The organism is Saccharibacillus sp. O23 (assembly GCF_002205895.1).
GTDB lineage: Bacteria > Bacillota > Bacilli > Paenibacillales > Paenibacillaceae > Saccharibacillus.
Genome location: NZ_NJDE01000008.1, coordinates 250,369 through 273,099 on the forward strand (window position 1 = coordinate 250,369; position 22,731 = coordinate 273,099).

21 protein-coding genes and 1 riboswitch are annotated in these 22,731 nt (G+C 56.4%); of the genes, 1 reads left to right on the top strand and 20 read right to left on the bottom strand.

Going from position 1 to position 22,731, the window contains the following annotated elements:
• Nucleotides 1–270: 270 nt before the first annotated feature.
• From CDO73_RS11465 to CDO73_RS11490, 6 genes are all read right to left on the bottom strand, one after another.
• On the bottom strand, nt 271–1,119 hold the full coding sequence (locus tag CDO73_RS11465) for a PRD domain-containing protein (RefSeq protein WP_088488746.1): 849 nt from the start codon (nt 1,117–1,119) through the stop codon (nt 271–273).
• Between the two features lie 36 nt (nt 1,120–1,155).
• The gene (locus tag CDO73_RS11470; protein ID WP_088488671.1) at nt 1,156–2,622 is read right to left on the bottom strand and encodes a glycoside hydrolase family 1 protein; all 1,467 of its coding nucleotides are present in this window, start codon (nt 2,620–2,622) and stop codon (nt 1,156–1,158) included.
• Nucleotides 2,623–2,647: 25 nt separating this feature from the next.
• A complete protein-coding gene (locus CDO73_RS11475) occupies nt 2,648–4,564 on the bottom strand; it encodes a beta-glucoside-specific PTS transporter subunit IIABC (RefSeq protein WP_088488672.1) in 1,917 nt (638 codons plus the stop codon).
• A gap of 204 nt (nt 4,565–4,768) precedes the next feature.
• A complete protein-coding gene (locus CDO73_RS11480; protein WP_088488673.1) occupies nt 4,769–5,524 on the bottom strand; it encodes a DUF3600 domain-containing protein in 756 nt (251 codons plus the stop codon).
• Nucleotides 5,521–6,177: a sigma-70 family RNA polymerase sigma factor gene (locus CDO73_RS11485; RefSeq protein ID WP_306437527.1), complete on the bottom strand. Its 657-nt coding sequence runs from the start codon at nt 6,175–6,177 to the stop codon at nt 5,521–5,523. Before CDO73_RS11485 ends, CDO73_RS11480 begins: the two co-directional genes overlap by 4 nt.
• Nucleotides 6,178–6,253: 76 nt before the next feature.
• Nucleotides 6,254–6,511, bottom strand: a complete 258-nt coding sequence (locus tag CDO73_RS11490) for a YuzB family protein (RefSeq protein WP_088488675.1) — start codon at nt 6,509–6,511, stop codon at nt 6,254–6,256.
• 204 nt (nt 6,512–6,715) lie between these two features.
• Here CDO73_RS11490 and CDO73_RS11495 point away from each other — a divergent pair, with 204 nt between their 5' ends.
• A complete protein-coding gene (locus CDO73_RS11495) occupies nt 6,716–6,961 on the top strand; it encodes a NifU family protein (RefSeq protein WP_087799568.1) in 246 nt (81 codons plus the stop codon).
• 182 nt (nt 6,962–7,143) lie between these two features.
• Here CDO73_RS11495 and CDO73_RS11500 read toward each other — a convergent pair whose 3' ends face one another.
• The 14 genes from CDO73_RS11500 to CDO73_RS11565 form a co-directional block, all read right to left on the bottom strand.
• Nucleotides 7,144–7,992 (bottom strand): MetQ/NlpA family ABC transporter substrate-binding protein, encoded by an 849-nt coding sequence (locus CDO73_RS11500; RefSeq protein WP_088488676.1) that lies wholly within the window; start codon nt 7,990–7,992, stop codon nt 7,144–7,146.
• A 35-nt stretch (nt 7,993–8,027) separates the two neighbouring features.
• Entirely contained in the window at nt 8,028–8,699 is a 672-nt protein-coding gene (locus tag CDO73_RS11505; RefSeq protein ID WP_088488677.1) for a methionine ABC transporter permease, read from the bottom strand.
• On the bottom strand, nt 8,696–9,712 hold the full coding sequence (locus CDO73_RS11510; RefSeq protein ID WP_088488678.1) for a methionine ABC transporter ATP-binding protein: 1,017 nt from the start codon (nt 9,710–9,712) through the stop codon (nt 8,696–8,698). Before CDO73_RS11510 ends, CDO73_RS11505 begins: the two co-directional genes overlap by 4 nt.
• Nucleotides 9,713–9,915: 203 nt before the next feature.
• Nucleotides 9,916–10,058: riboswitch (SAM riboswitch) on the bottom strand.
• Nucleotides 10,059–10,397: 339 nt separating this feature from the next.
• Nucleotides 10,398–11,303 carry a COX15/CtaA family protein gene (locus CDO73_RS11515; RefSeq protein ID WP_088488747.1) on the bottom strand — a complete coding sequence of 302 codons (906 nt, stop codon included), beginning with the start codon at nt 11,301–11,303 and terminating at the stop codon, nt 10,398–10,400.
• Nucleotides 11,304–11,640: 337 nt separating this feature from the next.
• Nucleotides 11,641–11,991 carry a thioredoxin family protein gene (locus tag CDO73_RS11520; RefSeq protein ID WP_088488679.1) on the bottom strand — a complete coding sequence of 117 codons (351 nt, stop codon included), beginning with the start codon at nt 11,989–11,991 and terminating at the stop codon, nt 11,641–11,643.
• Nucleotides 11,992–12,113: 122 nt separating this feature from the next.
• Nucleotides 12,114–13,736 carry a putative polysaccharide biosynthesis protein gene (locus CDO73_RS11525; RefSeq protein ID WP_088488680.1) on the bottom strand — a complete coding sequence of 541 codons (1,623 nt, stop codon included), beginning with the start codon at nt 13,734–13,736 and terminating at the stop codon, nt 12,114–12,116.
• A gap of 49 nt (nt 13,737–13,785) precedes the next feature.
• Nucleotides 13,786–14,265, bottom strand: a complete 480-nt coding sequence (locus CDO73_RS11530) for a DUF456 domain-containing protein (RefSeq protein ID WP_088488748.1) — start codon at nt 14,263–14,265, stop codon at nt 13,786–13,788.
• Nucleotides 14,266–14,298: 33 nt separating this feature from the next.
• Nucleotides 14,299–15,153 (bottom strand): Cof-type HAD-IIB family hydrolase, encoded by an 855-nt coding sequence (locus tag CDO73_RS11535; RefSeq protein WP_179218674.1) that lies wholly within the window; start codon nt 15,151–15,153, stop codon nt 14,299–14,301.
• A 209-nt stretch (nt 15,154–15,362) separates the two neighbouring features.
• On the bottom strand, nt 15,363–16,340 hold the full coding sequence (locus CDO73_RS11540) for a Gfo/Idh/MocA family protein (RefSeq protein ID WP_088488682.1): 978 nt from the start codon (nt 16,338–16,340) through the stop codon (nt 15,363–15,365).
• A gap of 333 nt (nt 16,341–16,673) precedes the next feature.
• The gene (locus CDO73_RS11545) at nt 16,674–17,552 is read right to left on the bottom strand and encodes a metal ABC transporter permease (protein ID WP_088488683.1); all 879 of its coding nucleotides are present in this window, start codon (nt 17,550–17,552) and stop codon (nt 16,674–16,676) included.
• Entirely contained in the window at nt 17,549–18,499 is a 951-nt protein-coding gene (locus CDO73_RS11550) for a metal ABC transporter permease (RefSeq protein ID WP_088488684.1), read from the bottom strand. Before CDO73_RS11550 ends, CDO73_RS11545 begins: the two co-directional genes overlap by 4 nt.
• A gap of 76 nt (nt 18,500–18,575) precedes the next feature.
• A complete protein-coding gene (locus CDO73_RS11555) occupies nt 18,576–19,349 on the bottom strand; it encodes a metal ABC transporter ATP-binding protein (protein WP_088488685.1) in 774 nt (257 codons plus the stop codon).
• 23 nt (nt 19,350–19,372) lie between these two features.
• Nucleotides 19,373–20,377 (bottom strand): metal ABC transporter solute-binding protein, Zn/Mn family, encoded by a 1,005-nt coding sequence (locus tag CDO73_RS11560; RefSeq protein WP_256972660.1) that lies wholly within the window; start codon nt 20,375–20,377, stop codon nt 19,373–19,375.
• 229 nt (nt 20,378–20,606) lie between these two features.
• A complete protein-coding gene (locus CDO73_RS11565; RefSeq protein ID WP_088488686.1) occupies nt 20,607–22,655 on the bottom strand; it encodes a peptidoglycan D,D-transpeptidase FtsI family protein in 2,049 nt (682 codons plus the stop codon).
• Nucleotides 22,656–22,731 lie beyond the last annotated feature (76 nt).

The following is a 22,731-nucleotide window of genomic DNA, read 5'->3' on the forward strand; positions in this document are numbered from 1 at the left end:
AACACTCCCCAAAAAGAGGAGTGCGAATACCGCGCAGCGGAAAGTCTTGTTCGTAGATAGGCGCAGCCGGCGGAGGGGAAAGTTCAGTGTAGAAACGAAGTGTTCGCCTTTGAAATCGGAAAAGTACAACTTAAAATATAATCAACTTTTCCGATTGAAACAGCGACCTCAAGCCTTTCGGAGAAAGGCACATCGGAAGCATACGCTAACGCAACTTTCCCCGGAGCCGGCCCCCCGCCAGTCAACGAACAGGATCTCCGCTTCTTCGAGTTATTCAAGCTCGTTATAAGACATTAACCGATGAATATGCACGGCCAGATAAGTCAGTTCGTCGTTGGTGATCACTTTGCCGTGCACCTGCTTCATATAATCTTTGATCTTGAACGCCCCGTCCATCGCCTGCGGATAGAGCGTCGCGATCTGCTCGAACAACAGATCGTCTTTGGCCGTCAGCATCCGATCGGCGTAGAAACGCTCGACGAAGAACTTCACATGCGTGATAAAACGCGTGTAATGGATATTCTCGGCGTCCAGATCGATATGCAGCGAGTACCGGACCAGATTGACGATCGCGCCGATCAGCTTCGCGTAGCGCATGCCGTCTTTGGATTCCGCTTGCCCGCCCTGCGCGTTGATCAGATGGAACGCGATATTGGCCGCTTCTTCTTTGGGCAGTTCGACTTCCAGCCGCTCGTTCATCAAACGAAGCGCGAACAAACCGATCTCGAATTCTTCCGGGTAGAAATTTTTGATCTCCCAGAAGACTTTGTTGGTGATATTGATCCCTTTCTTGAACCGCTCCACCGCGAAGCTCAGATGGTCCATCAGCATGAAATACGTGCCGGGATTCAGCTTCGTTTGCAATTTGGTTTCGGCATAAGCCATAATATCGCGGGTCAGTTCGACATAGACAGGCGCGATCGCGTCGAGCATCCCGAGATATTCTTTGACCTTAACGTCGTCTACCGGAATAAACGTTTGATCGACCTGATGTTCTTCGATCCGATTGCCCGTTTTTTGCCCGTAGCCGATGCCTTTGCCGAACACGATGTATTCTTTGCGCTGCCCGTCTTCGACCAGCACGACGCTGGAGTTGAGCACCTTCTTGATCTTGATCACGATGATCACCTTCCTGCCGGAAAGATAGGCTTTGTTTTATTCCAGTTCTTCCCCGTTGCTCTCGATGACTTTCTTATACCAGTAGAACGAATCTTTGCGGCTGCGCGCCAGCGTCCCGTTGCCCAGATCGTCTTGATCGACGTAGACGAATCCGTACCGTTTGGACATCTGCGACGTCGATGCGCTGATCAGATCGATCGGCGCCCAGCTCGTATAGCCGAACAAATCGACGCCGGCATCTACCGCTTCTTTCATCTGCTTGAAATGATCCCGGAAATACTTGATGCGGTAATCGTCATGGATCGAACCGTCTTCGGCGACTTGGTCGACCGCGCCCATGCCGTTCTCCACGATGATCAGCGGTTTGCGGTAACGGTCGTACAGCTCGATCAGCGAGATCTTGAGACCGACCGGATCGATCTGCCAACCCCAATCCGTCGACGGCAGATACGGGTTTTTGACGCCCATGATCGTGTTGCCCGCCGTACGTTCTTTGCCCGCTTCCGCCGATTCGGTGAGCGACATGTAGTAACTGAACGAGACGAAATCGACGGTATGCGCTTTGAGCGTTTCGAGGTCGCCGGGTTCCATACGGATCGACACGCCTTTTTGCTCCAGCATCCGCAGAGTCAGAACCGGATATTCGCCGAAGACCTGCACGTCGGCATAGAAATAGTTGTTCAGATTGCGCTGAAGCGTAATCTCCACGTCCGCCGGATTGCACGTGTTCGGATACGTGGTCAGCTTGGTCAGCATGCAGCCCATTCGGCTTCCCGGAATGATCTCGCGGCAGTCTTTGGTGACCATCGCCGAAGCGACGAGCTGATGATGCAGCGCTTGATAGATCACCTGATCTTCCTGCCCTTCGGGGCAGCGGTCCGGAATGATGCCGGCCGTCGTAAACGGGTGGCGGTTGATGCTGTCCACCTCGTTGAAGGTCAGCCAGTATTTGACGAGATTCTTGTAACGGTCGAAACAGACCCGGCTGAACTTCACGAAATGATGGACCACTTTGCGTTCGAACCAACCGTTGTATTTGACGCTGAGCGCAAGCGGCATCTCGTAATGCGACAACGTGACGATCGGTTCGATGTTCAGACGCCGCATTTCGGTAAACAGGTTTTCGTAGAATTGCAGCCCTTTCTCGTTCGGCGTCTCTTCTTCTCCGGTCGGAAAAATTCGGCTCCACGCGATCGACACCCGCAGCGTTTTGAAGCCCATCTCGGCGAACAGCGCCAGATCTTCTTTGTACCGATGGTAAAAGTCGATGCCGCGGCGTTTCGGATAATCTTTATCGCTCGGATCGGCCATCGCTTCTTCGATCATCCGGGTCGAAATGCCGACATGTCCGGCATAATCTTCCACGCTCAGATGCGGTTTGTAGCTGGCGACGTCGGCGACCGACGGACCTTTGCCGTCAACGTTCCATGCGCCTTCGACCTGATTGGCGGCGATAGCGCCGCCCCACATGAAGTTCTCCGGAAATCCTTTGTGCGTCGTCATCAGTTCGTTTCCTCCCGAAAGTAAGTTAGTGGGTCAGCGCGGTCACGGTCATCAGCGTATCGTGACGGCCGACCTTTTTCAAGTTTGCCACGTCGACCGCGTATTTATCTTTGCTGGTCACGATCGTCAGCACGACCGGATCGTAACCTTCCGCGGCGATTTGTTCGAAGTCGAATTTCATCAGCAGGTCGCCCGCTTTGACGATATCGCCGGCTTGGACCTGCGGATCGAAATGTTTGCCTTTCAGCCGTACCGTATCGATGCCGACATGGAACAGCAGCTCGGCTCCTCCTGCGGTACTCATGGCGATCGCGTGCTTTTTGCCGAATACCATCTCGATCTTGCCGTCTACCGGAGCATACAGTTCGCCGACGGACGGAAGAATCGCGATTCCTTCCCCCATCGCTTTGGTAGAAAAGACTTCGTCGTTCACTTGAGACAGCGGAATTTGCTCGCCGATCGCCGGGCTTTTGAACGTTTCCGACGCTTGCAGCGTGCCGGCCAATTTGCGCTGCTCGCGTTCGGCGCGGACCGGAGCGGGAGACGTTTCGTTTTCGGATTCTTTTTTGTTTTCGACTTTGACGGCGTTGTCTCTGAACAGCATCAGCGCGACGACGAACGATACGGCAAACGAGATCAGCAGGCCGATCACGGCGTTCACGATATTGCGCGGAAGCTCGGCCGAGATGAACATCGACAAGCTCGCAAGGCCCGGGCCGACCGCGACGAACGCTTGCAGCCCGACGATGCCGACGAACGCGCCGCCGACCAAGGCGCCGGCCATGACGCTCCAGAGCACTTTTTTATGCTGAAGCGTGACCCCGTACAATGCCGGTTCGGTAATCCCGAACAGCGCGGAGATGCCGGCGGAGATCGAAGTGGCGCGAAGCCTTCTGTCTCGGGTGCGGATGGCGACCGCGAAGCAGGCTCCGCTCTCCGCGATATTGTGCGCCAGCGAAGCCGGCATGTAGAGCAGTTCCCGTCCGCCCGTGCTAAAAGCATTGATGGCGTAAGGCAGCAGCGCTTTGTGCATGCCGACCGAGACGAGGAACGGAAGCACCGCGGCGAGCAGCGCGACGGCGACCCAACCGACCGAGCCGAAGACCGCCAGAATGACTTTGGTAAATCCTTCGCCCAGCGTGTATCCGATCGGGCCGAGCAGCAGCAGCGAGATCGGCACCGTAATGACCAGCGACATCATCGGCACGAAGAAGACTCGGATCACTTTCGGCGAGATCTTCGTGAACAGCTTCTCGACCTGCGCGTACAGCAGAACGGTCAGAATCGCCGGAAACACTTGATACGCGTAAGCGATGCTGCGAACGGAGAAGCCGAACAATTCCGCGCCTTCCGTCAGCATCGTGCTCATGTTCGGCAGCAGCAGCGCGCCTACCGCGGATAAAGCGACCAACGTGTTGACTTTCAGCTTGTTGGCCGTAGTGATCGCGACCAGCAGCGGCAGGAAGTACAGCGGCGCGTCTCCGACCAAGAAGAGAATCTTGTACGTCTGGCCGCTCGAATCCATCCATCCCAGCACGCTGAGCAGCAGCAGCACGGATTTCAGTACCCCTCCGCCGGCGATCGCCGGAACGAGCGGGCCGAACACGCCGGTCAAGAAATCGAGGAAAACGGCGCCCCATTTTTTCTTTTCGGCCGACTTGTTCGTATCCGGTGCCGCTTCTTCGTCACCCGCGAAGCGGGGACCCAACAGCTTGACCGCTTCGTCGTACACTTCGATGACGTCGTTGCCGATGACCACCTGGCATTGGCTGCCCATTTTGACCGCCATGACTCCTTCGATGTTTTCCAGCGTAGGCACGTCCGCTTTCTTGTCGTCTTTGAGCGAGAAACGCAGGCGGGTGGAACAATGTTCGAAATGCGTGACGTTTTCTCGGCCGCCGACATGCTTGAGGACTTCGGATGCGGTGCGTTTGTAGTCCATATCTATGCTCCTTTGTTTAGGCTTTATGAAAGGTTTCAGCGATTTTTCAAACAAAAAAGGACCTAAAACGACAAATCGCGAGATTCGTCATTTTAGGTCCTGCCTGCTTTACCAGTCACATGCCTAACGGTTTTATTGGATTGGTGCCATTGTAGCGCATAATTTTGTAAGCGTCAACATTCATTTTTATCCGCTTCGACTTATTTACTTTGCCTCTTTCACGACATATCCCATTTCTTCAAAATAAGATTGAAGCTGCTTATTGAGTTCCGTTAAACGCGCCAAATTCTCGGAATCCTGCGCAGGCGACATTTCTTGATCCTTTTCGTACTTCTCAACGATCACGATTGATTCTTCTACTAAGCGTGAAAAGGTCGTATATTTTTCGGGACTCAAGGACTTCTTGCCTTCTTCCAGCAAGTTTTTCAAAAAAGTCTTATAATCGGTCGGCTGCGGAATGTCGGACTTATCCGGCGCATTTATTCCTGCACTGGCTTTCCGGAGTTCCTGTTCTAATTCTGTAAGGCGATTTAGTTCTTCTTTATTCATAGAAGCTGTATCGAGTTGTCCGCTTGCATCCATATTTGTCGTGTAGATTTCGGCAGCTTCGCTAAGCAGTTTCGAGAGATGATCGTATTCCGCTTCGGACAGCTGCGCTTTTGCCGCCTGCAGCTTGGCTTCCATATGTTCATACTGCTCCAAATGATCTTTTTTCAGATTCATTACCGTCGAACTTGATCCGTAAATCGAATCCGCCAAGTAATGATAACCCGCAAACGCGCCGGTCGGAACAATAAGAGCGGCCGCGATGCAGATCGGAATCAGCTTCGTTCGAGTTCTTCTGCTTTTAAGCCGATCTCTGTCGATCCGCTGCATAAGTTCATGTCTAGCCGAGATCGGAAGCTCCCATCCCTGTACCTTCTTTTGCAGCGAATATCGAATCTCATTTTCAAGTTTCATGAACGTTTTCCTCCCATCTCGAATTCTCGCTTCACGGAAGATTTTGCAGAAGCTCCATCCGCTTCTTGACGCAGCCTCTCCAGCGCGGTATGGATCCGGGATTTCACCGTTCCTAACGGAATATTCAGCGTCTCCGCCATTTCTTCTTGCGAATAGTCGTTCAGATACCGCAATACAATGATTTGTTTGAGCTTGTACGGCAAACGCTCGATCTGTTCGGCCAGTCCGTTATAATCCAATCGATCCGCGATCTGTCCTGAAAAGTCTTCTTCTTGCGCTCGGCCGTACTGTGCGGCTTTTCCGATTTTGCGCAGTTGAAGCCATCTCCGCTTGCGGCAGGCTTTCGTTTGGCGCAGCGCAATCCCCATCAACCATGGCCGAAACGGTCGGCTGCGATCAAAACGATGCAGATATCGATGTGCCTCCAAGTAAGTTTCCTGAACGATGTCTTGGGCATCTTCGGCGTTCCCTACCAGAAAACGAATCGTTTGATATAAGCTGTCCGACGTTTGTTCGTACACTTCCGCATAGGCCATGGTTTCTCCGTTAAGCGTTCTTGCAATCAAACCGTCCAAATCCGTATTCCTCTTCATATTCCGCTCTCCTTTCTGCACGTTCTCTATGTATTGGCTTTTATTTTCGATTTCGTTCATTTTTTCATAAAAAAAGCTCGATCGGCGAGTTTTTCACCGATCAAGCGTACGCCTTCCATGCAATTGTCGTTTCTGCTCAACCCAGATCCAGCGAAGCCCACGGATCTTCTTCGTTCATCTTGGCGTCGATCGCTTTCTCCAGCGCTTCCGGCGTGTCGGCTTCGACGACTTCGCCGTTGACCATCGCGTACGGGCCGAAGTCGCATTGGCCGCAGTTGCCGAGGCAGCCGTATTCGATCACGTCGTATTCGGGGTTGGCTTCGAGCTTGTCGAACAGTTCGTGCGTGCCGTGGTGCATGTTGCTCGCGCAGAACTCGATTATCGGTCTAATCATGATTTTCTCACCTATTCTTAATTATTCTCACCCGGAGGGCCAAGAACGCGGAATGCTTCTTTAAATTTTGGTCCATTTATATTATAATACAAAAGAGAGTTTTGCAAATTGAAGATTTTCCTTTCAATCCTTTGCAAAAAAATCTCCGAAGTGGTTAAGCCGTTCCGACTGTACGCTTCAAACATTTGAGAGGAGCTGACTATAATGAGTGAAAATACACAACTCGACATGTACGATGAAGTCTCCGATATTCTGGACAAATTGCGTCCTTTCCTGCAGCGTGACGGCGGCGACGTTGAGCTGGTCGACGTCGAAGACGGCATCGTTAAGCTGAAACTGGTCGGCGCTTGCGGCAGCTGCCCGAGCTCCACGATCACGCTTAAAGCCGGTATCGAACGCGCGATCTTCGAAGAAGTCGAAGGCATCAACGAAGTTATCCAAGTGTTCTAAGACCGATTTTGCAAAAGACGTTCGCTGCGGCGGACGTCTTTTTTGTGTCCGTTCGATGCGGCTTGCTCACTTTAGGCGGGTGCCCGAAAAAACGAAAAAAGCCTTTTCCTGTGGAAAAGGCTCTTTGCTCTTCATCTTGTACGTTTGGCATTATACGCGGTTCGGACCGCATTCGATCAAGCTTAGAAAGCCGGGATGATCTCGCCTTTGTATTTCTCTTCGATGAACTTCTTCGTATCGTCGGAGTTCAGTGCCGCGATCAGTTTCTTGATGGCGTCGGAATCTTTGTTATCTTGACGCGTAACCAGCAGGTTCGCGTAAGGCACGTCGCTGGCTTCTTTGAACAGCGCGTCTTTGCCCGGCGACAGGCCGGCTTCCAGCGCATAGTTGGCATTGATCATGCCCAGATCGACTTCTTCCAACTGACGCGGAATCGCAGCGGCTTCGATCGGCAGGAATTTCAGGTTTTTCTTGTTTTCCGTAACGTCTCTTTCGGTTGCCGTGATGTCGGCGCCGTCTTTGAGCTTGATCAGGCCTTCTTTTTGCAGCAGCAGCAGAGCGCGCGCCGTGTTGGTCGGGTCGTTCGGGATCGCGACGGTCGCGCCGTCGGCCAATTCGTCGATCGACTTGATCTTTTTGGAGTATCCGGCGAACGGCTCGATATGAACGGAAGCTACGCTGACCAGATCCGTACCGTTTTTCTCGTTCTGTACGTCCAAGTACGATTGCGTTTGGAAGAAGTTCGCGTCCAATGCTTTTTCGGCCAGCTGCGTATTCGGCAGGATGTAGTCCGAGAACTGAACGATTTCGAGGTTTACGCCTTCTTTAGCCAATTCCGGCTTAATGTGCTCCAGAATTTCGGCGTGAGGAACCGGCGAAGCGCCGACTTTCAACGTGACGGTCTCGGCGGCTTTGTCTCCGTCGCCAGAAGCGGCGTTATCGGTCGAGGTCTTCGTGTCGTTGCTGTTGCCGCAAGCTGCGAGCAGCGCGACGAGCGAAAGCGTGAGTACTGCGAGAATCCATTTTTTCATTGTGTTTCTCCCCTTTTGCAGTGATTTTATATGTGTTATTTCCGGGTAAAATGAATCACCAAGCGATCTCCGATCACCTGAATCAGCTGGACCATCACCACGATCAGCACGATGGCGACGAGCATGACGGCCGTTTCGTAACGATAGTATCCGTAGTTGACGGCAAGGGTGCCCAAGCCGCCGCCTCCGACCAAGCCCGACATGGCGGTATAAGAGATCAGAGCGATTACGGTAACCGTAAAGCCCGCGATCAAGCCCGGCAAAGACTCGCGCAGAATGACCTTATACACGATCTGCCAAGTCGAAGCGCCCATCGCCTGCGCCGCTTCGATAATGCCGCGATCCACTTCGCGCAGCGAAGTCTCGACGAGCCGGGCGAAGAAAGGCGCGGCGCCGATCACAAGCGGCGGGATCATGCCCCGCACGCCGATCGACGTCTGGACGATCTCTTTCGTGACCGGAATAAGCGCGATGATCAAGATGATAAACGGAACCGACCGAAGAATATTGACGATCACCGACAAGATGCTGTAGAGGATGCGCAGACCCGCCGAAGAAGATCGCGCCCACAGAAACAGAATAACGCCGAGCGGAAGACCTAAGATTAAGGTGAAAAGACTGGAGTAACCCAACATCTGAAGCGTCTCGGCAGTTGCTTTCCCGAATTCGTCCCAGTTGACTTGCGAAAAATCGAGATCATAATTCATTGCAGTTCCTCCACTTCGAGCCTTTGTTCGACGAGTCGCTTCAAGGTTCGTTCGATCGATTCGGCCGGTCCCTCGAACCGAACGACCAACTGTCCGTACGGCGTATCCTTGATTCTGGAGATCGTACCCTGCAAGATCGCGAATTCCACGCCTGTTTCCTTGACGGTCTGCGACATGATCGATTGATACGTCAAGTCGCCGATAAACGTCACTTTGACCGTGCGCGACGATTCCGGATGCGGCGCGCGAATCGCTTCGTTAAGCGCTTCTCCCGTGTCCGATTCGCGGTTGATGAAGTCTCGCGTGATCGCTTCCTTCGGCTTCAGGAATACGTCGATTACCGGTCCTTGCTCGGCGATGATGCCGCCGTGAATCACGGCCACTTTATCGCAGATACTCTGAATGACATGCATCTCATGGGTAATCAGCACGATCGTCAATCCCAACTTGCGATTAATATCGAGCAGCAGCCGAAGGATCGAATCCGTAGTCTGCGGATCGAGTGCCGAAGTCGCTTCGTCGCACAGCAGCACGTTGGGATCAGTCGCCAGCGCCCGAGCGATGCCGACTCTTTGCTTCTGCCCGCCCGACAGTTGCGCCGGATACTTCTTGGCATGTTCGGTCAAGCCGACCAATTCCAGCATTTCTTTGACTTTCCGATCGATCTCCGTACGCGGCATGCGTTCCAGTCGAAGCGGAAACGCGATATTGTCGTATACGGTGGCCGAAGAAAGCAGATTGAAATGTTGAAAAATCATTCCGATGCGGCGGCGTTGACGCTGAAGCTGGCTTTTGCCGAGACGCGTCATATCGGTTTCTCCGATCCAAACCGAACCGCTCGTCGGCTGCTCCAGCATATTGATACATCGGATCAAAGTACTCTTGCCGGCTCCCGAGTGGCCGATAATGCCGAAGATTTCTCCTTTTCCGATATCCAGATTGATTCCGTTTAACGCGGTCGTCGTTTTCGACCCTGAGGTATAGGTCTTGACCAGATTTTTGATGGTTATCACTCGGTTTGTTCCTCCTAGTCGGCTCGCGCCGCTGCTTTGCTTGTTCTTCGCCTACTTCATGCTCCGCGCTGACGCCTTAAAGCCCTCGTCTAAATAACGACCGAATTTCGTCTTTCTGCGCCGTGGCAAGAAGTTTCCTTATAAATCAAAGAGCCCTTTTTGGGTTAGACAAAAAGGGCTCGCATCGTATGCGTACAGTCACCTTCTCATCTGCCAGAACCCGCTATCGGTTCTGTAGGAATTAGCACCATGACACCCTGACCGCGCCGTTCGTCAACGAACATTCGCATTCAGGATCGGTTGCCGGGCTTCGTCGGGCCTGTCCCTCCGCCTCTCTCGATAAGAAAAAACAAATATATTCATAATTCGGATTGGAAAGCTAGGAATTCCGAAAATTCAAAATATCCGAACCGAAATTCTTAACTTAGTATATTCAGTTTAACACGGTTTGTAAAGTGTCCTCTTGAAAATTTTCATACCGTTTTTCTCGATTCCGTCAAGTCGTGCCTTCGCAAAGAGCTGCCGCGCAGGGCGGACAAGGCCGATTGGCGCAGCCGACGTCTTCGTCTTTGCGGCACGGACAGCGCAAAACGACGAAGCGGGAGCCTCCGAAGAAGCGCCCGCCGCCGTTTGAACGAAGCCGTGAACCTATTCATCCGCCGTGCGCAGACGTCCGCGAAACGGCTTAAGCTTGCGCCGTCTTCTTCACGCGCACGCCGCCCGGTTCGCCGGCCGGGATGCGGCTCAGCTCCCAAGTACGGATGCTGAGGAAGCACAAGAAAGCGAACAAGAAGTCCGTAATCAACGTGTGCAGCATCGGCGCGAACATGTAATATTCGCTGCCGAGCACGACCAAGTTCAGCACGCCGCTGAGCGGAAGCGCCAGAACCAGCACGATCACGACGACGCCCAATCGGCGAATATCGCGAATATGGCCGTATCCGCGGATCGCCATATTGCCGACCATGATGACCATAAGCAGCAGGATCGCCGACGCGATATGCAGCGCGATCGAAGCTTTGGCCAACTGGGTATGGCTGACGAGCGCGCCCGTATAGACGACGGCATAGGTCAACGCGGCCGAGAAAATCGTCAGGTTGCGCGTGCGTTTGCTTACCCGATGATCGGCCGGAGGAGCTTGGCGAGGTCCCAAATTGCCGGCCCTTCGCACGGACAAAGCCAATACCAGCGCGCTCGCGAACGCGATCAACGCGAAACCGAAGTGCAGCGCCATGATCGGGGGCGACTGCGAGAATACGACCGCCAGCGCGCCCATGATCGCCTGCACGATCACGAACAAAGCCATGATGGCCGCGTAGATCTGGAAGTCGCGGCGTTTGCGCGACCAGATCAGGAACGCGACCAGAGTCGCGAGCGCGAGCAGACCCGCGATCCCCGCCGTCAGCCGGTGCGTGTATTCGATCAGCGAGCCGATCGTGGAGCCCGGTACGAATTTGCCGTGACAAAGCGGGAATTCGCGGCCGCATTCCAGACCGGAACCCGTTCGGGTCACGACGACGCCGTTGAACGAGACGAGCAGCATGATGACGCACGATGCGTAACTCAGCCATTTCAACACTTTATATTGCAAAAGTCTCACCGCCGATTCGAATTTGTGGTAACGGCAGCCGCGCGGTCGCAATCCGGCAGCCCCGCAGCGCCTTTTGTTTTATTATACCGGAAATGTATCGGCGTTAAGAATCGCGATTGTGACAATAAATGTTCAAATTAAAATCATATTCGCTTCGTCATTTCGGGATTCAGTATGATTTTATTCACAGAACCTTCCTGTTTCGGCATGGATTCCGTTTCCCGAAAGCGAAAGCGATCGATCTCTAGATTCGGCGCGCGCGAAAAAACGCCCGCTCGGCGCGATGTCCGGCGGGCGCTTGGAGAAGCTCTATGTTCGGAAGGCGAGAGCGGCGATGTCAGTCGCGGCCGGCCAATTGGCCTTGCACTTCGACCGCGCGATCGAGGAAATTCTCGATCTCGGCGCGCGTTTTGCGCGCTTTGTTCACGAAACGCACCAGTTCTTTGCCGTTCGAGAACGCGACGAAGCTCGGAATGCCCAGAATGTTCAGCTGTTGGCTGACTTCTTCGACTTCTTCCACGTCGAGCTGAATCAGTTTCAGTTGGTCTTTGCGCTGTTCTTCGACTTCCGGCATAAACGGATCGATGAAGTGGCAGTCGCCGCACCAATCGGCGCGGAACACGGCTACCGTCAGGCCGGGGCCCGCGATCTCGCGTTCGAAATCGGCTTTCGTACGAATTTGTTCCATGATCGATCTCTCCTTCGGATTTGGGTTCGGACTTCTGTGCCGACCCCTTTATTTTACCTCAATCGGCCGGGATAAGCATCCTTCTTGCGGCAGAATTCGTCCCGGTCTGCCGCTCTTGGCGATCATCCGCGCTGAAGCCGCATCAGCGGACGGAGCACCCGCTGCAGCGGACGCGGATACGACCCCAATTCGTCGCGGCGAATGACTCGCAGTACGACGAGCAGCACCAGATAGATCGACGGCACGATCAAGCCGATCATGCAGCAGGCGAGGAAGAACGCGACGCGCGGATGCATGAACGCCGTCATCCAGCTGCCCAGCTCGCTGAGGCCGAAAGTCGCGGCCGCGATCAGCAGGCAGGTAACGATAAAGGCCGGCCAACGTTTGCCGAGCACCGCGAACGAGACGATGCCGCGCAGCGTGCGCATGTTAAGCGCCGTGATGACGAGGAAACACACGCCCGTCATGCCGACGATCGCGTAGATGCCGTATTCGCCGAACAGCGGAGCCAAGATCAAGCTGCCCAGCAGCTTGATCGCCAAACCGATCATGACGTGCACCATCGAGCGGCGTGCCAGATTCATGCCGAGCAGCATCGAGTTGCTGGTCATCATCGTGATCTGGAAGATCGTGCCGAGCGTCAGCACGGCGATGATGCCCGCGCCGTCGAGCGTACTGAACAGCAGGCCGTTGATCGAATAAGCCGCGCAACCGAGCGCGATGACCATCGGCATGCCGGTCAGCACGGCGACCCGCATGGCGAGCGTCACCTGCTGCTGCAGGTGATTTTCGTCTTTGCGGGCGAACGCCGCGGAGATGATCGGAATCAGCGACGTGCTGAGCGCGATCGCCAGAATCGGCGGAATGCCGGCCACGCTCTGCGCGCGGCTGCCCAAGATCCCGAGCTGCATCGTCGCCAGATCGTTGCCGATCTGCCCGATCAGCAGCGGCTTGACGATCGAAGCATCGATGAAGTTGATCGCCGGCACGGCGAGCGAAGTCAGCACGATCGGGATCGACAGCTTGAAGATGTCCGCATAGATCTGTCCGAGCGGAATCGTTTGATCGTGGCGGTTGATCAGCGTTCGCCCTTTCTTATGCTCGTTCTTCGCCAGCTTCAGCGAAGCCATGAGCATGATGCCGAACGCGCCCAAGCTGCCGAGCACGCCGCCGAACGAAGCGCCGGCCGCGATCGTTTCTTGCGATTTGCCGAGATTGAGCAGGATGTAGGCCAACAGAATCGCCGTAAATACGCGGGCGACCTGCTCGATGATCTGCGAGACCCCGCCGACCGCCATCATGTTGCGGCCTTGGAAATAGCCGCGCATCATGGCGATCGTCGGGAACAGAATCAGCGCCGGCGCCAGCGCGCGAATAGCCGGCACCGACTCCGGCGTCTCCGTCAATGCCGCGTACCACGGCGCGAAGACGTACAGCAGCACCGTAATAACCACGCCCATCATGCCGGAGAACAGCAGCGCCGCATAATAGATGCGTCCCGCTTCTTCCGGCCGATTGAGCGCGTAACGTTCGGAGATCATTTTGCTGAGCGTGCTCGGAATGCCGGCGGTCGCGACCGTCAGCAGCATCAGATAGACGTTGTTGGCGACCGTGAACGACGCGTTGCCGACCGATCCCAACATATGCTCCAGCGGGACCCGCTGCACGAGCCCCAGCACGCGGGCGACGAGCGCCGCCGCGGCCAGAATCAGCGTTCCTTTGACAAACGATTCCTTCTTGGACAAAACCTGTTCCCTTCTTTCCCCCGTAAAAAGCCGCCTGTTCGGCGGCTCGCTATACGATCCAGATGATGAAGACGACAATCATAACCACTTGCAAAATGCCTTTGACGAGCGTGCTGCTGAGCAGACCCACCAGCGCGCCCCAGCCGGCTTTGAGCGCCTGCTTGAAGTCGGACCCGTGAATCAGTTCCCCGATCACCGCGCCGATGAACGGACCGAGAATCAGACCGAATGCCGGAATGGCGAACGGCCCGATGATCAAGCCGACCGTACTGAGCTGAATCGACAGCTTGGAACCGCCGAACTTCTTGGTCCCCCAAGCGCTGACGACATAATCGGCCACGATCAGCGCGACGAAGATTACCGTCTGAATGATCCAGAACCAGACCGTCAACTTGCCGAACGAGAAGAACCAACCGTAGACGAAAAAGGCGAAATAAATCGCGACCGCGCCCGGAAGAATCGGGAAGATCAATCCGGCCATGCCGACCGCGAACAACGCGATCACCAGTACCCAACCCAGTATATCCAATGCTACCATGTCAGGTCCTCCTCTGTTTTACGCTTAATTTCGAACATTCTGCGTCGAAGGATCGTCCTCCGGCCGCATCTTGGCGGACGTCTTGGGCGCTGCCGCGCCGGCATCGGCGTTCCCGGACTCTTCCCCGAACGCCGCTCCGTCCAGCATGTATTCGCGAATGACCTGCACGATGCCGTCTTCGTTGTTGCCCGCGACGACCAGATCGGCGGCTTCTTTCACGGCATCCTGCGCGTTGCCCATGGCTACGCCGAGTCCGACGGCCTGAATCGCCGCGATGTCGTTCAGGCTGTCGCCGACCGCGATGACCTGCTCCATCGTGATTCCGAGCAGCTTGCACACTTTTTCGATGCCGCTTGCTTTGGAGATGCCCGCCGGGTTGATCTCCAGATTGTCCAACGAAGAGTTGGTGATCTGAAGCCCGCCCATATCTTGAAGACGCATCAGAATCCGGTGCAGCACTTCTCGGTCGGACGTGTTATAACCGAACTTGAGCCATTCTTTCTCGTCCAGATTCTCGGCCCAATGGTCGCGGTTGTAGAGCCGTTCCGTCGTGTAAGCCCAGAACCAGACGCCGAATTCTTCGGCTAGCGCGTGCATCTTGCGAACCAGATCCACGTCGAGCAGCGCGCGAAAATGCAGCTCGTGCGGCGCTTTCCACACCTCGCTGCCGTTGACCGTCACCATCGGAGTCTCCAGTCCGAGTTCGACGGCGTAAGGCAAAGCGTGCATCGCCGCCCGGCCGGTAGACAAGCAGACGTGGAAGCCTTCTTTCACCGCGCGGCGAATCCATTTGGCCGTTTCCTCGGATACCTCGTGATTATCGTTCAGCAGCGTTCCGTCCATGTCGAGCGCAAGCATTTTGTAATCGTAACGCGTCATTTGTATTTACCCCTTTCGGCCCCTACTTCGAAACCTGTTTGCTCTCGCCATTCTATCATATTCCCCGGCCCGCTCCAACGCGGCGCGCGGACGTTCGCAACCTCGGTCGAGCGAACGGCAAAAAGCCCTCTCGGCGGCCGAAGCCGCAAGAAGGCTCAAAGATTCGTCGGAGGCCCGCCGCATAACCGAAACAGTCGGTACCGCCGATGCTAGAGACGCACGCTGCGGCCGGACAGCGCCGATTGCAGCGCGGCGAAAGTCACCGCCTGCGTCTTGCAAGCGTCCGCGTAGTCGGACAAGATGCGCGAACGGTCGCCGGTACGCAGCGCATGCAGGAACGCCGACGTCTGCCGGACGTAAGGATCGCTTTCTTCCGCATAGACGTTTTCCGCATGGACGAGCGTTTCTTTCAGATGGCCCGGCGTCCATTCCCACAGCCCTTCCCGCGCGTAGAACGACAAACCGACTTTGCCGACGCCCGGAGGCAGCACGCAGGTATTCGAGATATTCGCTACCGCGCCGGATTTCATCTTCAGCGTCACCGTTCCGATATCGTGCACGTTCGTCCGCTCCCACTCTTCTTCCGGAAAACGGCTGGCGTACGTCGCGCCGACCTCTTCGACTTCGCCGGCGAGATACCGAAGCAGATCGACGATATGCGTGGTCTGTTCGATGAACTGGCCGCCCGACTTCTCCTGCCGGCGCCACCATTCGGCCTGCGGCATATCGCCCATCCACATGCCCGTCGCGATGCCGATCCGCCCCGGATGCAGCGCTTCGCGCAGACGCTGGACATTGTTCTGATAACGGAAATGGTAGCCGACGGACGTGATCAGCTCCGGCGATTTGAGGCGCATGAATCCGAGAATGTCCTGCGGAACTTCCGCGTCCGTCCCGAGCGGTTTTTCGACCAGAAAAGGAATGCCCCGTCCGATCAATTCGCGTTCGATCTCTCCGTGCGCCATCGGCGGCACGCAGATATACACGGCATCCAATTCCTGCGCGTCCGCCATCTGGGTTACGCTTTCATAACCGGGCGCGTCGCCGTACCGAATCCCGAAGACGTCCCCTTTGTTTTTGCTGCTGCCGACGATTCCGACGATCTCCACATCTTCCGCGGCCGCGAGAATATCCGCGTGTTTGCCCGCAAACCATCCCGTACCCACGATTCCGATCTTCAGCGCCATGCGCGTCATCCCCTCTTCCATCGCCGGCCTGCCGTGCTCCGGCGCTTCTCCTACTCGTATTCTGTACCACATAAAGGTAAGGTTACGCTCGTCCGAAACGCGCTAGACCCGTGCGCGTTTCGGCCAAACGTAAATCTACTGTCGAACCTGATACACAGTATTAGATTACCATGATTTTTCCGTAAAAATCCACCTGGTCCGCTTCCCGATTCGCCCGATTCGTTCGCTTTCTTCGCTGACGGGTCGCCGACGAAAAACGCGCCCGAAAGATCGGACGCGCATCAGCCGGACATAAGTTCACGCGGTGCGCGTTCGCCGGATCGGCAAGCCGGATCACGCCGAGCGGGCCGCCGATTGCCTGCGCGCGAATTTCGCGATCAGGCCGCCCGACGGCGAGAACAGCAGGGCCAGAACGAACAGAATGCCGGCGACCGACACGATGCAGCCCGCGATCGACGCGTCCAGCAGATAAGAAACGAGGTAGCCCGAGACCGCCGATACGATGCCGACCGCCACGCTGAGCCCGATCATCATGCCGAGCCGATGCGTGAGCAGATACGCCGTCGCCGCCGGGATGATCAGCATGCCGACGACCAGAATCGCGCCGACGCTCTCGAACGACGAGACCGCCGTCATCGAGACCATCCCCATGAGCAGATAATGGAACAGCAGCACCGGAATGCCGCAGGCCGCGGCCATCGCCGGATCGAACGCGCAGATCTTGAACTGTTTGTAAAAAAGGCCGAGCAGCAGCAGGATGACGGTCAGCGTGATGCCGAGCATCGAGACCGCTCTCGGTCCCATCTCGGCGCCTCCGAGCGTCCACGTATCCCACGGCACGTAAGCGATCTCGCCGAACAGCACGCAGTCCAGATCCAGATCGATATGCTGCGCGTTCAAGCTGATCAGCAGCACGCCGACCGCGAACAGCGCGGTGAACACGATGCCGATCGACGCGTCCGATTGCAGGCCCGACGTTTGCAGCGTCTGGATAAGGAATACCGTAAGCAGGCCGAACACGGTGGCTCCCAGCAGCATCCACATCGAATCCCGCGTGCCGCTCATCAGGAACGCGATCGCGATTCCCGGCAGCACGGCATGGCTGATCGCGTCGCCGACCAGCGCCATCCGGCGCAGAATCAAGAAGCAGCCGAGAATCGAGCAGGCGCTCGCGACCAATACGGCGGTCAGGATGATCCAGAAATCCATCATCGGCGTTCCCCTCCTTCCGCGGCTTCCAGCGCGCCGCTTCTCTGCACGGCCGAGCGGGCATATTCCGCCCGAAGGCCCCGGCGGCGCAGGGCTCGCGACAACAGTCCGCGTCTCGGCGCCAGCAGGAGCGAGACCGCGAACAGCAGCGTCGCGGCCAAGACCGTCACGGGTCCGGTCGGAATGCCTTCGCCGAGCGTGCTGATCGCCGCGCCCGAAGCGCCGCTAAGCGCGCCGAACACCCCCGCGAACGCCAGCATCGCGGGCAGGCGATCCGTCCAATAACGCGCCGCGGCCGCCGGCGTGATCAGCAGGGCGGCGACCAGCACCACGCCGACCGCTTGAATGCCCGCTGCCACCGCGACGGTGGTCAAGATCAGCAGGCCGTGTTCCAGCAGCGCGACAGGCAGCCCGATGCCGCGGGCGAAGCCCGGATCGAAGCTGATCAGCTTGAATTCTTTGAACAGCAGCATCGCGGCCGCGATCAACAGCACGGACACGCCCATCAGCGTATAGACGTCGCTCGTCACCATCGCGGCCGCCTGTCCGAACAGATACTTGTCCAAGCCGCTCTGGCTGCCGCTTCCGCTGTGCTGGATATGGGTCAGCATCACGGTGCCGATGCCGAAGAAGAACGTCAGCACGATCCCCATCGCGGCGTCGGGCTTGATCTTCGACCAGCGCGAGATCGCGCTGACGCAGAAGACGGCGGCGACGCCCGCCAACAGCGCGCCGGCCAGAAACAGCCCGGCCGACTTCACTTCGTGCAGCATGAAGGCGACGCATACGCCGGGAAGAGCGGCATGCGCCAGCGTATCGCCGAGCAGGCTTTCCCGGCGCAGAAACGTAAAGCTGCCGATGACCCCGCTGCCCAGACCGAGCAGCGTGCAGCCCATCAGAATCCAGCGCGTATTCGGATCGCTCCACAACGAGATCAGCCAATCGAGCATGTCTTTCTCCTCCTTCTCCGCGAAAGCCGGGCGGCCGCCGCGGATTCGATTCGTTTTTTCGACCTGCTGCGCTTGTTCATTGGCGCACCACCGTTTCCCGGCCGTCGGCGCTGACGATCGCCAGTTTCCCGCCGTAAGTCTCGTGCAGCCGTTCCGGCGTGAACGTCGTTTCGACCGGGCCTTCGGCGATCAGCTTTTTGTTCAGCAGAAGCACATGATCGAAATACTCTTCGACGGTGGACAGATCATGATGCACGACCAGCACCGTTTTGCCCGCCCGCTTCAATTCGCCGAGCAGAGCGATGATCGCTTTCTCCGTCGCCGCGTCCACGCCCGCGAACGGCTCGTCCATGAAATACAGGTCCGCTTCCTGCGCCAACGCGCGGGCCAGAAACACCCGCTGCTGTTGGCCGCCGGACAATTGGCTGATCTGCCGCCGGGCGAATTCGGCCATGCCGACTTTATCGAGCGTCGTCATCGCGAGCTCCTTCTCCCGGCGTCCCGGCCGTTTGATCCAGCCCAAGCGGCCGTAACGTCCCATCATGACGACGTCGAGCGCGTCCGTCGGGAAATCCCAATCGACGGACTCGCGCTGCGGCACGTAGCCGACGCGATCGCGCATCTTTTTGTACGAATCGCCGTAGATCGACACCTCGCCGGCGACCGACGGCACCAATCCCAATACCGCTTTGAGCAGCGTCGATTTGCCTGCCCCGTTCGGTCCGATCAGCGCGACCAGCTTGCCTTCCGGCAGCGTAAAACTCACGTCTTCGACGACCGCTTTCCGCTGATAAGCCACCGTGATGCCGGATACGGCGAGCGGCGGCGCCTGCTTCGCTTGCATGTTCATGTTCGTGCCTCCTCTGTCCGAATTTATCGTAACGCTTCCGCGATCGTATCCGCGTTGTGCTTGACCATGCCGATATACGTGCCTTCGTCCGTTCCCGGCTCGCCCATCGCGTCCGAGAACAGCTCGCCGCCGATCGCGACTTCGTGCCCCCGCTGCGCCGCGCCCGCGACGATCGCCTGCATCGAACGGGCCGGCAGGCTGGATTCCACGAACACCGCCCGGATCCCGCGCTCCACCAGATAATCGCGCAGCGTGCTGACGTCTCTCGCCCCGAACTCCGCGGCCGTGCTGATCCCTTGCAGCCCGACGACTTCGACGCCGTACGCCCGTCCGAAATAACCGAACGCGTCATGCGCGGTCACCAGTACCCGGCCTTCTTGCGGAATCTCGTCCATGCGGTTCTGCACGTACCGATGCAGCTCTTCGAGTTCGTTCAGATAACGTTCGCCCTGCTCCCGGTAGCGCTCGGCGTTCGCCGGGTCTTCGCGCATCAAGGTCTCTTGTACCGTCTTCGCCGCGCTCGTCCAGAGCTGCACGTCGAACCAGACATGCGGATCGTATTCGCCGCTTTCGCCTTCACCGGTGCCGATCAGCCGATCTCTCGGCATCTGCTCCGTGACGGCGACCACCGGTTTTTGCGCCGCCATCTTTTCGAGAATCCGCGTCATGTTGCCTTCCAGATGCAGACCGCCGTAGAAGATGATCGCGGCCCGGTCCAACTTGCGGATGTCGCCCTGCGAAGCTTTGAACAAATGGGGATCGACCCCCGGTCCCATCAAGGTCGTCACTTCGACATGCTCGCCGCCGATCTCGCGCGCCGCGTCCGCTACCATACCGGTGGTCGCGGTAATCCTCAGCCTGCCGTCTTCGCTCATGCCTTGAGCGATACCGTTTGCGGAGCAGCCGGCCAGCAGCAGCGCGAGCAGCAGCAGCGGCATCCAGACGATCCGGCTGACGTTTCGCCTTCCGCGCTCGGCAGCGAATGCCGGTATGCGAGTTTCGTCGGTCGTTGTTGCGCTTGTGTTCATTCGTTCCTCCTTCCCGGCTTTCGCCGATCACCCTCTGTAAACTTTTCCATACGCTAATTTTTTTTCTTCAAGACTTTTTATTTCTTTAAACTAAAAATGTTTCCTTGAGGCAAATTTTAAAATAAATCGGGCTTTTTCGCAAGTCCTCTTCTCGGCCGACAGACAAAAAAAAGCCCTGCTTTCTCGAAAGAAAGCAAGGCTTGGGGTTGTTGGTCCGGTTTGAATATCGTTATTCGCCGTCCGAAGCGGCATCGGCATTCGTATCCTGCTGATTTTTCTTCGGCACGCCGTCGAGTCCGTATTCTTCGTCGTAAGCGTCGAAGATCGCGCGCGCGATCGGCGCGGCGCTCTCGGAACCGAAGCCGCCTTCCGGCACCATGACGGCGACGGCCAGTTTGGGGTTCTCGCGCGGCGCATAAGCGATAAAGACGCCGTTATCGACTTGTTTGCCGTTTACGTCTTGCGTAGACGTACCTGTCTTACGCGCAAAGTTGTCTTTGTACGCAAAATCTCCGAAAGAATCATCGACCTTTGTACGCATACCGTCCTGAATAATGTCCCAATATTTATCCGGGAATGACACTTGGTCCAGCACTTTCGGCGGAATCGGCTTCACGACGTTGCCTTCGGAATCCAAGATGGCGCTGACCAGATGCGGCTCCATACGCTTGCCGCGATTGGCGAGCATCGTCGTATACTGCGCCAACTGCATCGTCGTATATTTGCCTTTTTGCCCGAACGACGCGAAGACCATACGCGATAACGCGCTGCCGCTGCCTTCGTTCGTTTTGAGGTAATCGGCAGATCCCGCCCATTCGCCCGGCAGATCGACGCCCGTTTTGACGCCGAGACCGAATTCATGCATATGTTTGTCCCAGATGTTCAAGGATTCGGCGCCGTCGCGCAGGAAGAAACGTTCGCCGATCATCTTGACCATGAACGTATTGGAAGATTTCTCGATCGCGCGGCTCGGCCCCATGCCTCCGTAAGCATGACTTCCGGCATTGCGGATCTTATCGTCTCCTTTGCCGTATGCGGCGATGCCGGTATCGACATAGTACGTCGACGGCGTAATCAGGCCTTCTTCCAACCCGATCAGTACCGACAAAGGCTTGATCGTCGAACCGAGATAGACGACGGATTCGGCTTTTTTACCGGTATCGTTCGTCGGCTTGGCACGAATCGCGCCGTTGAGATACGCATATTCGACCGCTTTGGCGTTAGCGTTGCTGATCGAACCGGTGCGGTACACGTTCGGATCGAGATCCGGCAGATTCGCCATCGCGACCACGTTGCCGGTATCGACTTCCATCGCGACGGCCGTCGCGGAGATCGCTTTGGGAAGTTTGGCTAACTGCTGCCTCATCGCGTCTTCCGTTTTCATCTGAATGCTTTTGTTGATCGTGCTTTTGATATCGTAACCTTTGACCGGCGGCACGATCTCTTCGACGCCCGACGCCGTGTTTTTCGCGTTGACGCCGATCTTGCGATACCCGTTTTTGCCGCGAAGTTCTTTTTGATACTGCTGTTCGAGACCGAAATAACCGACGTTCTCGGTACGGCTGTACATCAGGCCTTCGTCCGTCTGTTTTTTCAAACCGGCGGCGATGTTTTTGTACATGTCGATCTTGCTGTCTTTGCCGCTGACCGACCCGAATTTTTTGACGTAGCCGATCGTTTGAACGGCCACGGTTTCCGGGTCGTAACGGCGCAGCGTTTCTTCGACGACGTCGAAGGTCAGGATGCCTTTGTATTTATTTTTGTTTTCTTTGAAATACGCCACTTCTTCATTGCTTAACCCGACTTTCGCCAGCCTCGCGGTATATCCGTAGCTGTAAATGTTGTCGAAATCGAGCAGATCTGGTTTGCCCCATTCTTCGAAGGTCGGATTCGCGATCTGCGAATCGCCTTTCTCCGCGAACACTTGCAGCACTTCGCGCAGCGCGGCATCCAGCTTAGGGCGATCCTTCAATCCTTCCCCTTCGGTAAAATCTTTTTCGAACGTGATATAGAGCGATTGCGTCGGTTCGGAATAAGCCAGTTTAGCCCCGTCCGCCGAAAAGATCGTCCCGCGCACCGGCTTCAAAGGAATATCTTGAGTCGCGCGTTCTTTGGCTTCTTGTTGGAGTTTCGGCGCCTCCACGAATTGAAGCGACGCGGTTCGAATAATGATCGCCGAAAACACGACAAACACCACAAAAAAGAGCAGGCTCATCCGCACGCTGAAATTCCGGCGGCTGCGGTGATCGTCCCGTTCTTCTTTTGACCAAATCTTCATTTCATCCTCCTTGATCGGCAGAAAAAGGCGCTCTTTCGACAGAGCGCCTTTTCCGCCGTTTCCGAATTTATCAGCA

Bases quoted from the DNA above. Each gene is read 5' to 3' on its own strand.
- CDO73_RS11470 (WP_088488671.1), bottom strand. From the start codon at position 2,622: ATGACGACGCACAAAGGATTTCCGGAGAACTTCATGTGGGGCGGCGCT.
- CDO73_RS11475 (WP_088488672.1), bottom strand. From the start codon at position 4,564: ATGGACTACAAACGCACCGCATCCGAAGTCCTCAAGCATGTCGGCGGC.
- CDO73_RS11480 (WP_088488673.1), bottom strand. From the start codon at position 5,524: ATGAAACTTGAAAATGAGATTCGATATTCGCTGCAAAAGAAGGTACAG.
- CDO73_RS11485 (WP_306437527.1), bottom strand. From the start codon at position 6,177: ATGAACGAAATCGAAAATAAAAGCCAATACATAGAGAACGTGCAGAAA.
- CDO73_RS11490 (WP_088488675.1), bottom strand. From the start codon at position 6,511: ATGATTAGACCGATAATCGAGTTCTGCGCGAGCAACATGCACCACGGC.
- CDO73_RS11495 (WP_087799568.1), top strand. From the start codon at position 6,716: ATGAGTGAAAATACACAACTCGACATGTACGATGAAGTCTCCGATATT.
- CDO73_RS11500 (WP_088488676.1), bottom strand. From the start codon at position 7,992: ATGAAAAAATGGATTCTCGCAGTACTCACGCTTTCGCTCGTCGCGCTG.
- CDO73_RS11505 (WP_088488677.1), bottom strand. From the start codon at position 8,699: ATGAATTATGATCTCGATTTTTCGCAAGTCAACTGGGACGAATTCGGG.
- CDO73_RS11520 (WP_088488679.1), bottom strand. From the start codon at position 11,991: ATGGAACAAATTCGTACGAAAGCCGATTTCGAACGCGAGATCGCGGGC.
- CDO73_RS11535 (WP_179218674.1), bottom strand. From the start codon at position 15,153: ATGACGCGTTACGATTACAAAATGCTTGCGCTCGACATGGACGGAACG.
- CDO73_RS11540 (WP_088488682.1), bottom strand. From the start codon at position 16,340: ATGGCGCTGAAGATCGGAATCGTGGGTACGGGATGGTTTGCGGGCAAA.
- CDO73_RS11545 (WP_088488683.1), bottom strand. From the start codon at position 17,552: ATGATGGATTTCTGGATCATCCTGACCGCCGTATTGGTCGCGAGCGCC.
- CDO73_RS11550 (WP_088488684.1), bottom strand. From the start codon at position 18,499: ATGCTCGATTGGCTGATCTCGTTGTGGAGCGATCCGAATACGCGCTGG.
- CDO73_RS11555 (WP_088488685.1), bottom strand. From the start codon at position 19,349: ATGAACATGCAAGCGAAGCAGGCGCCGCCGCTCGCCGTATCCGGCATC.
- CDO73_RS11560 (WP_256972660.1), bottom strand. From the start codon at position 20,377: ATGAACACAAGCGCAACAACGACCGACGAAACTCGCATACCGGCATTC.
- CDO73_RS11565 (WP_088488686.1), bottom strand. From the start codon at position 22,655: ATGAAGATTTGGTCAAAAGAAGAACGGGACGATCACCGCAGCCGCCGG.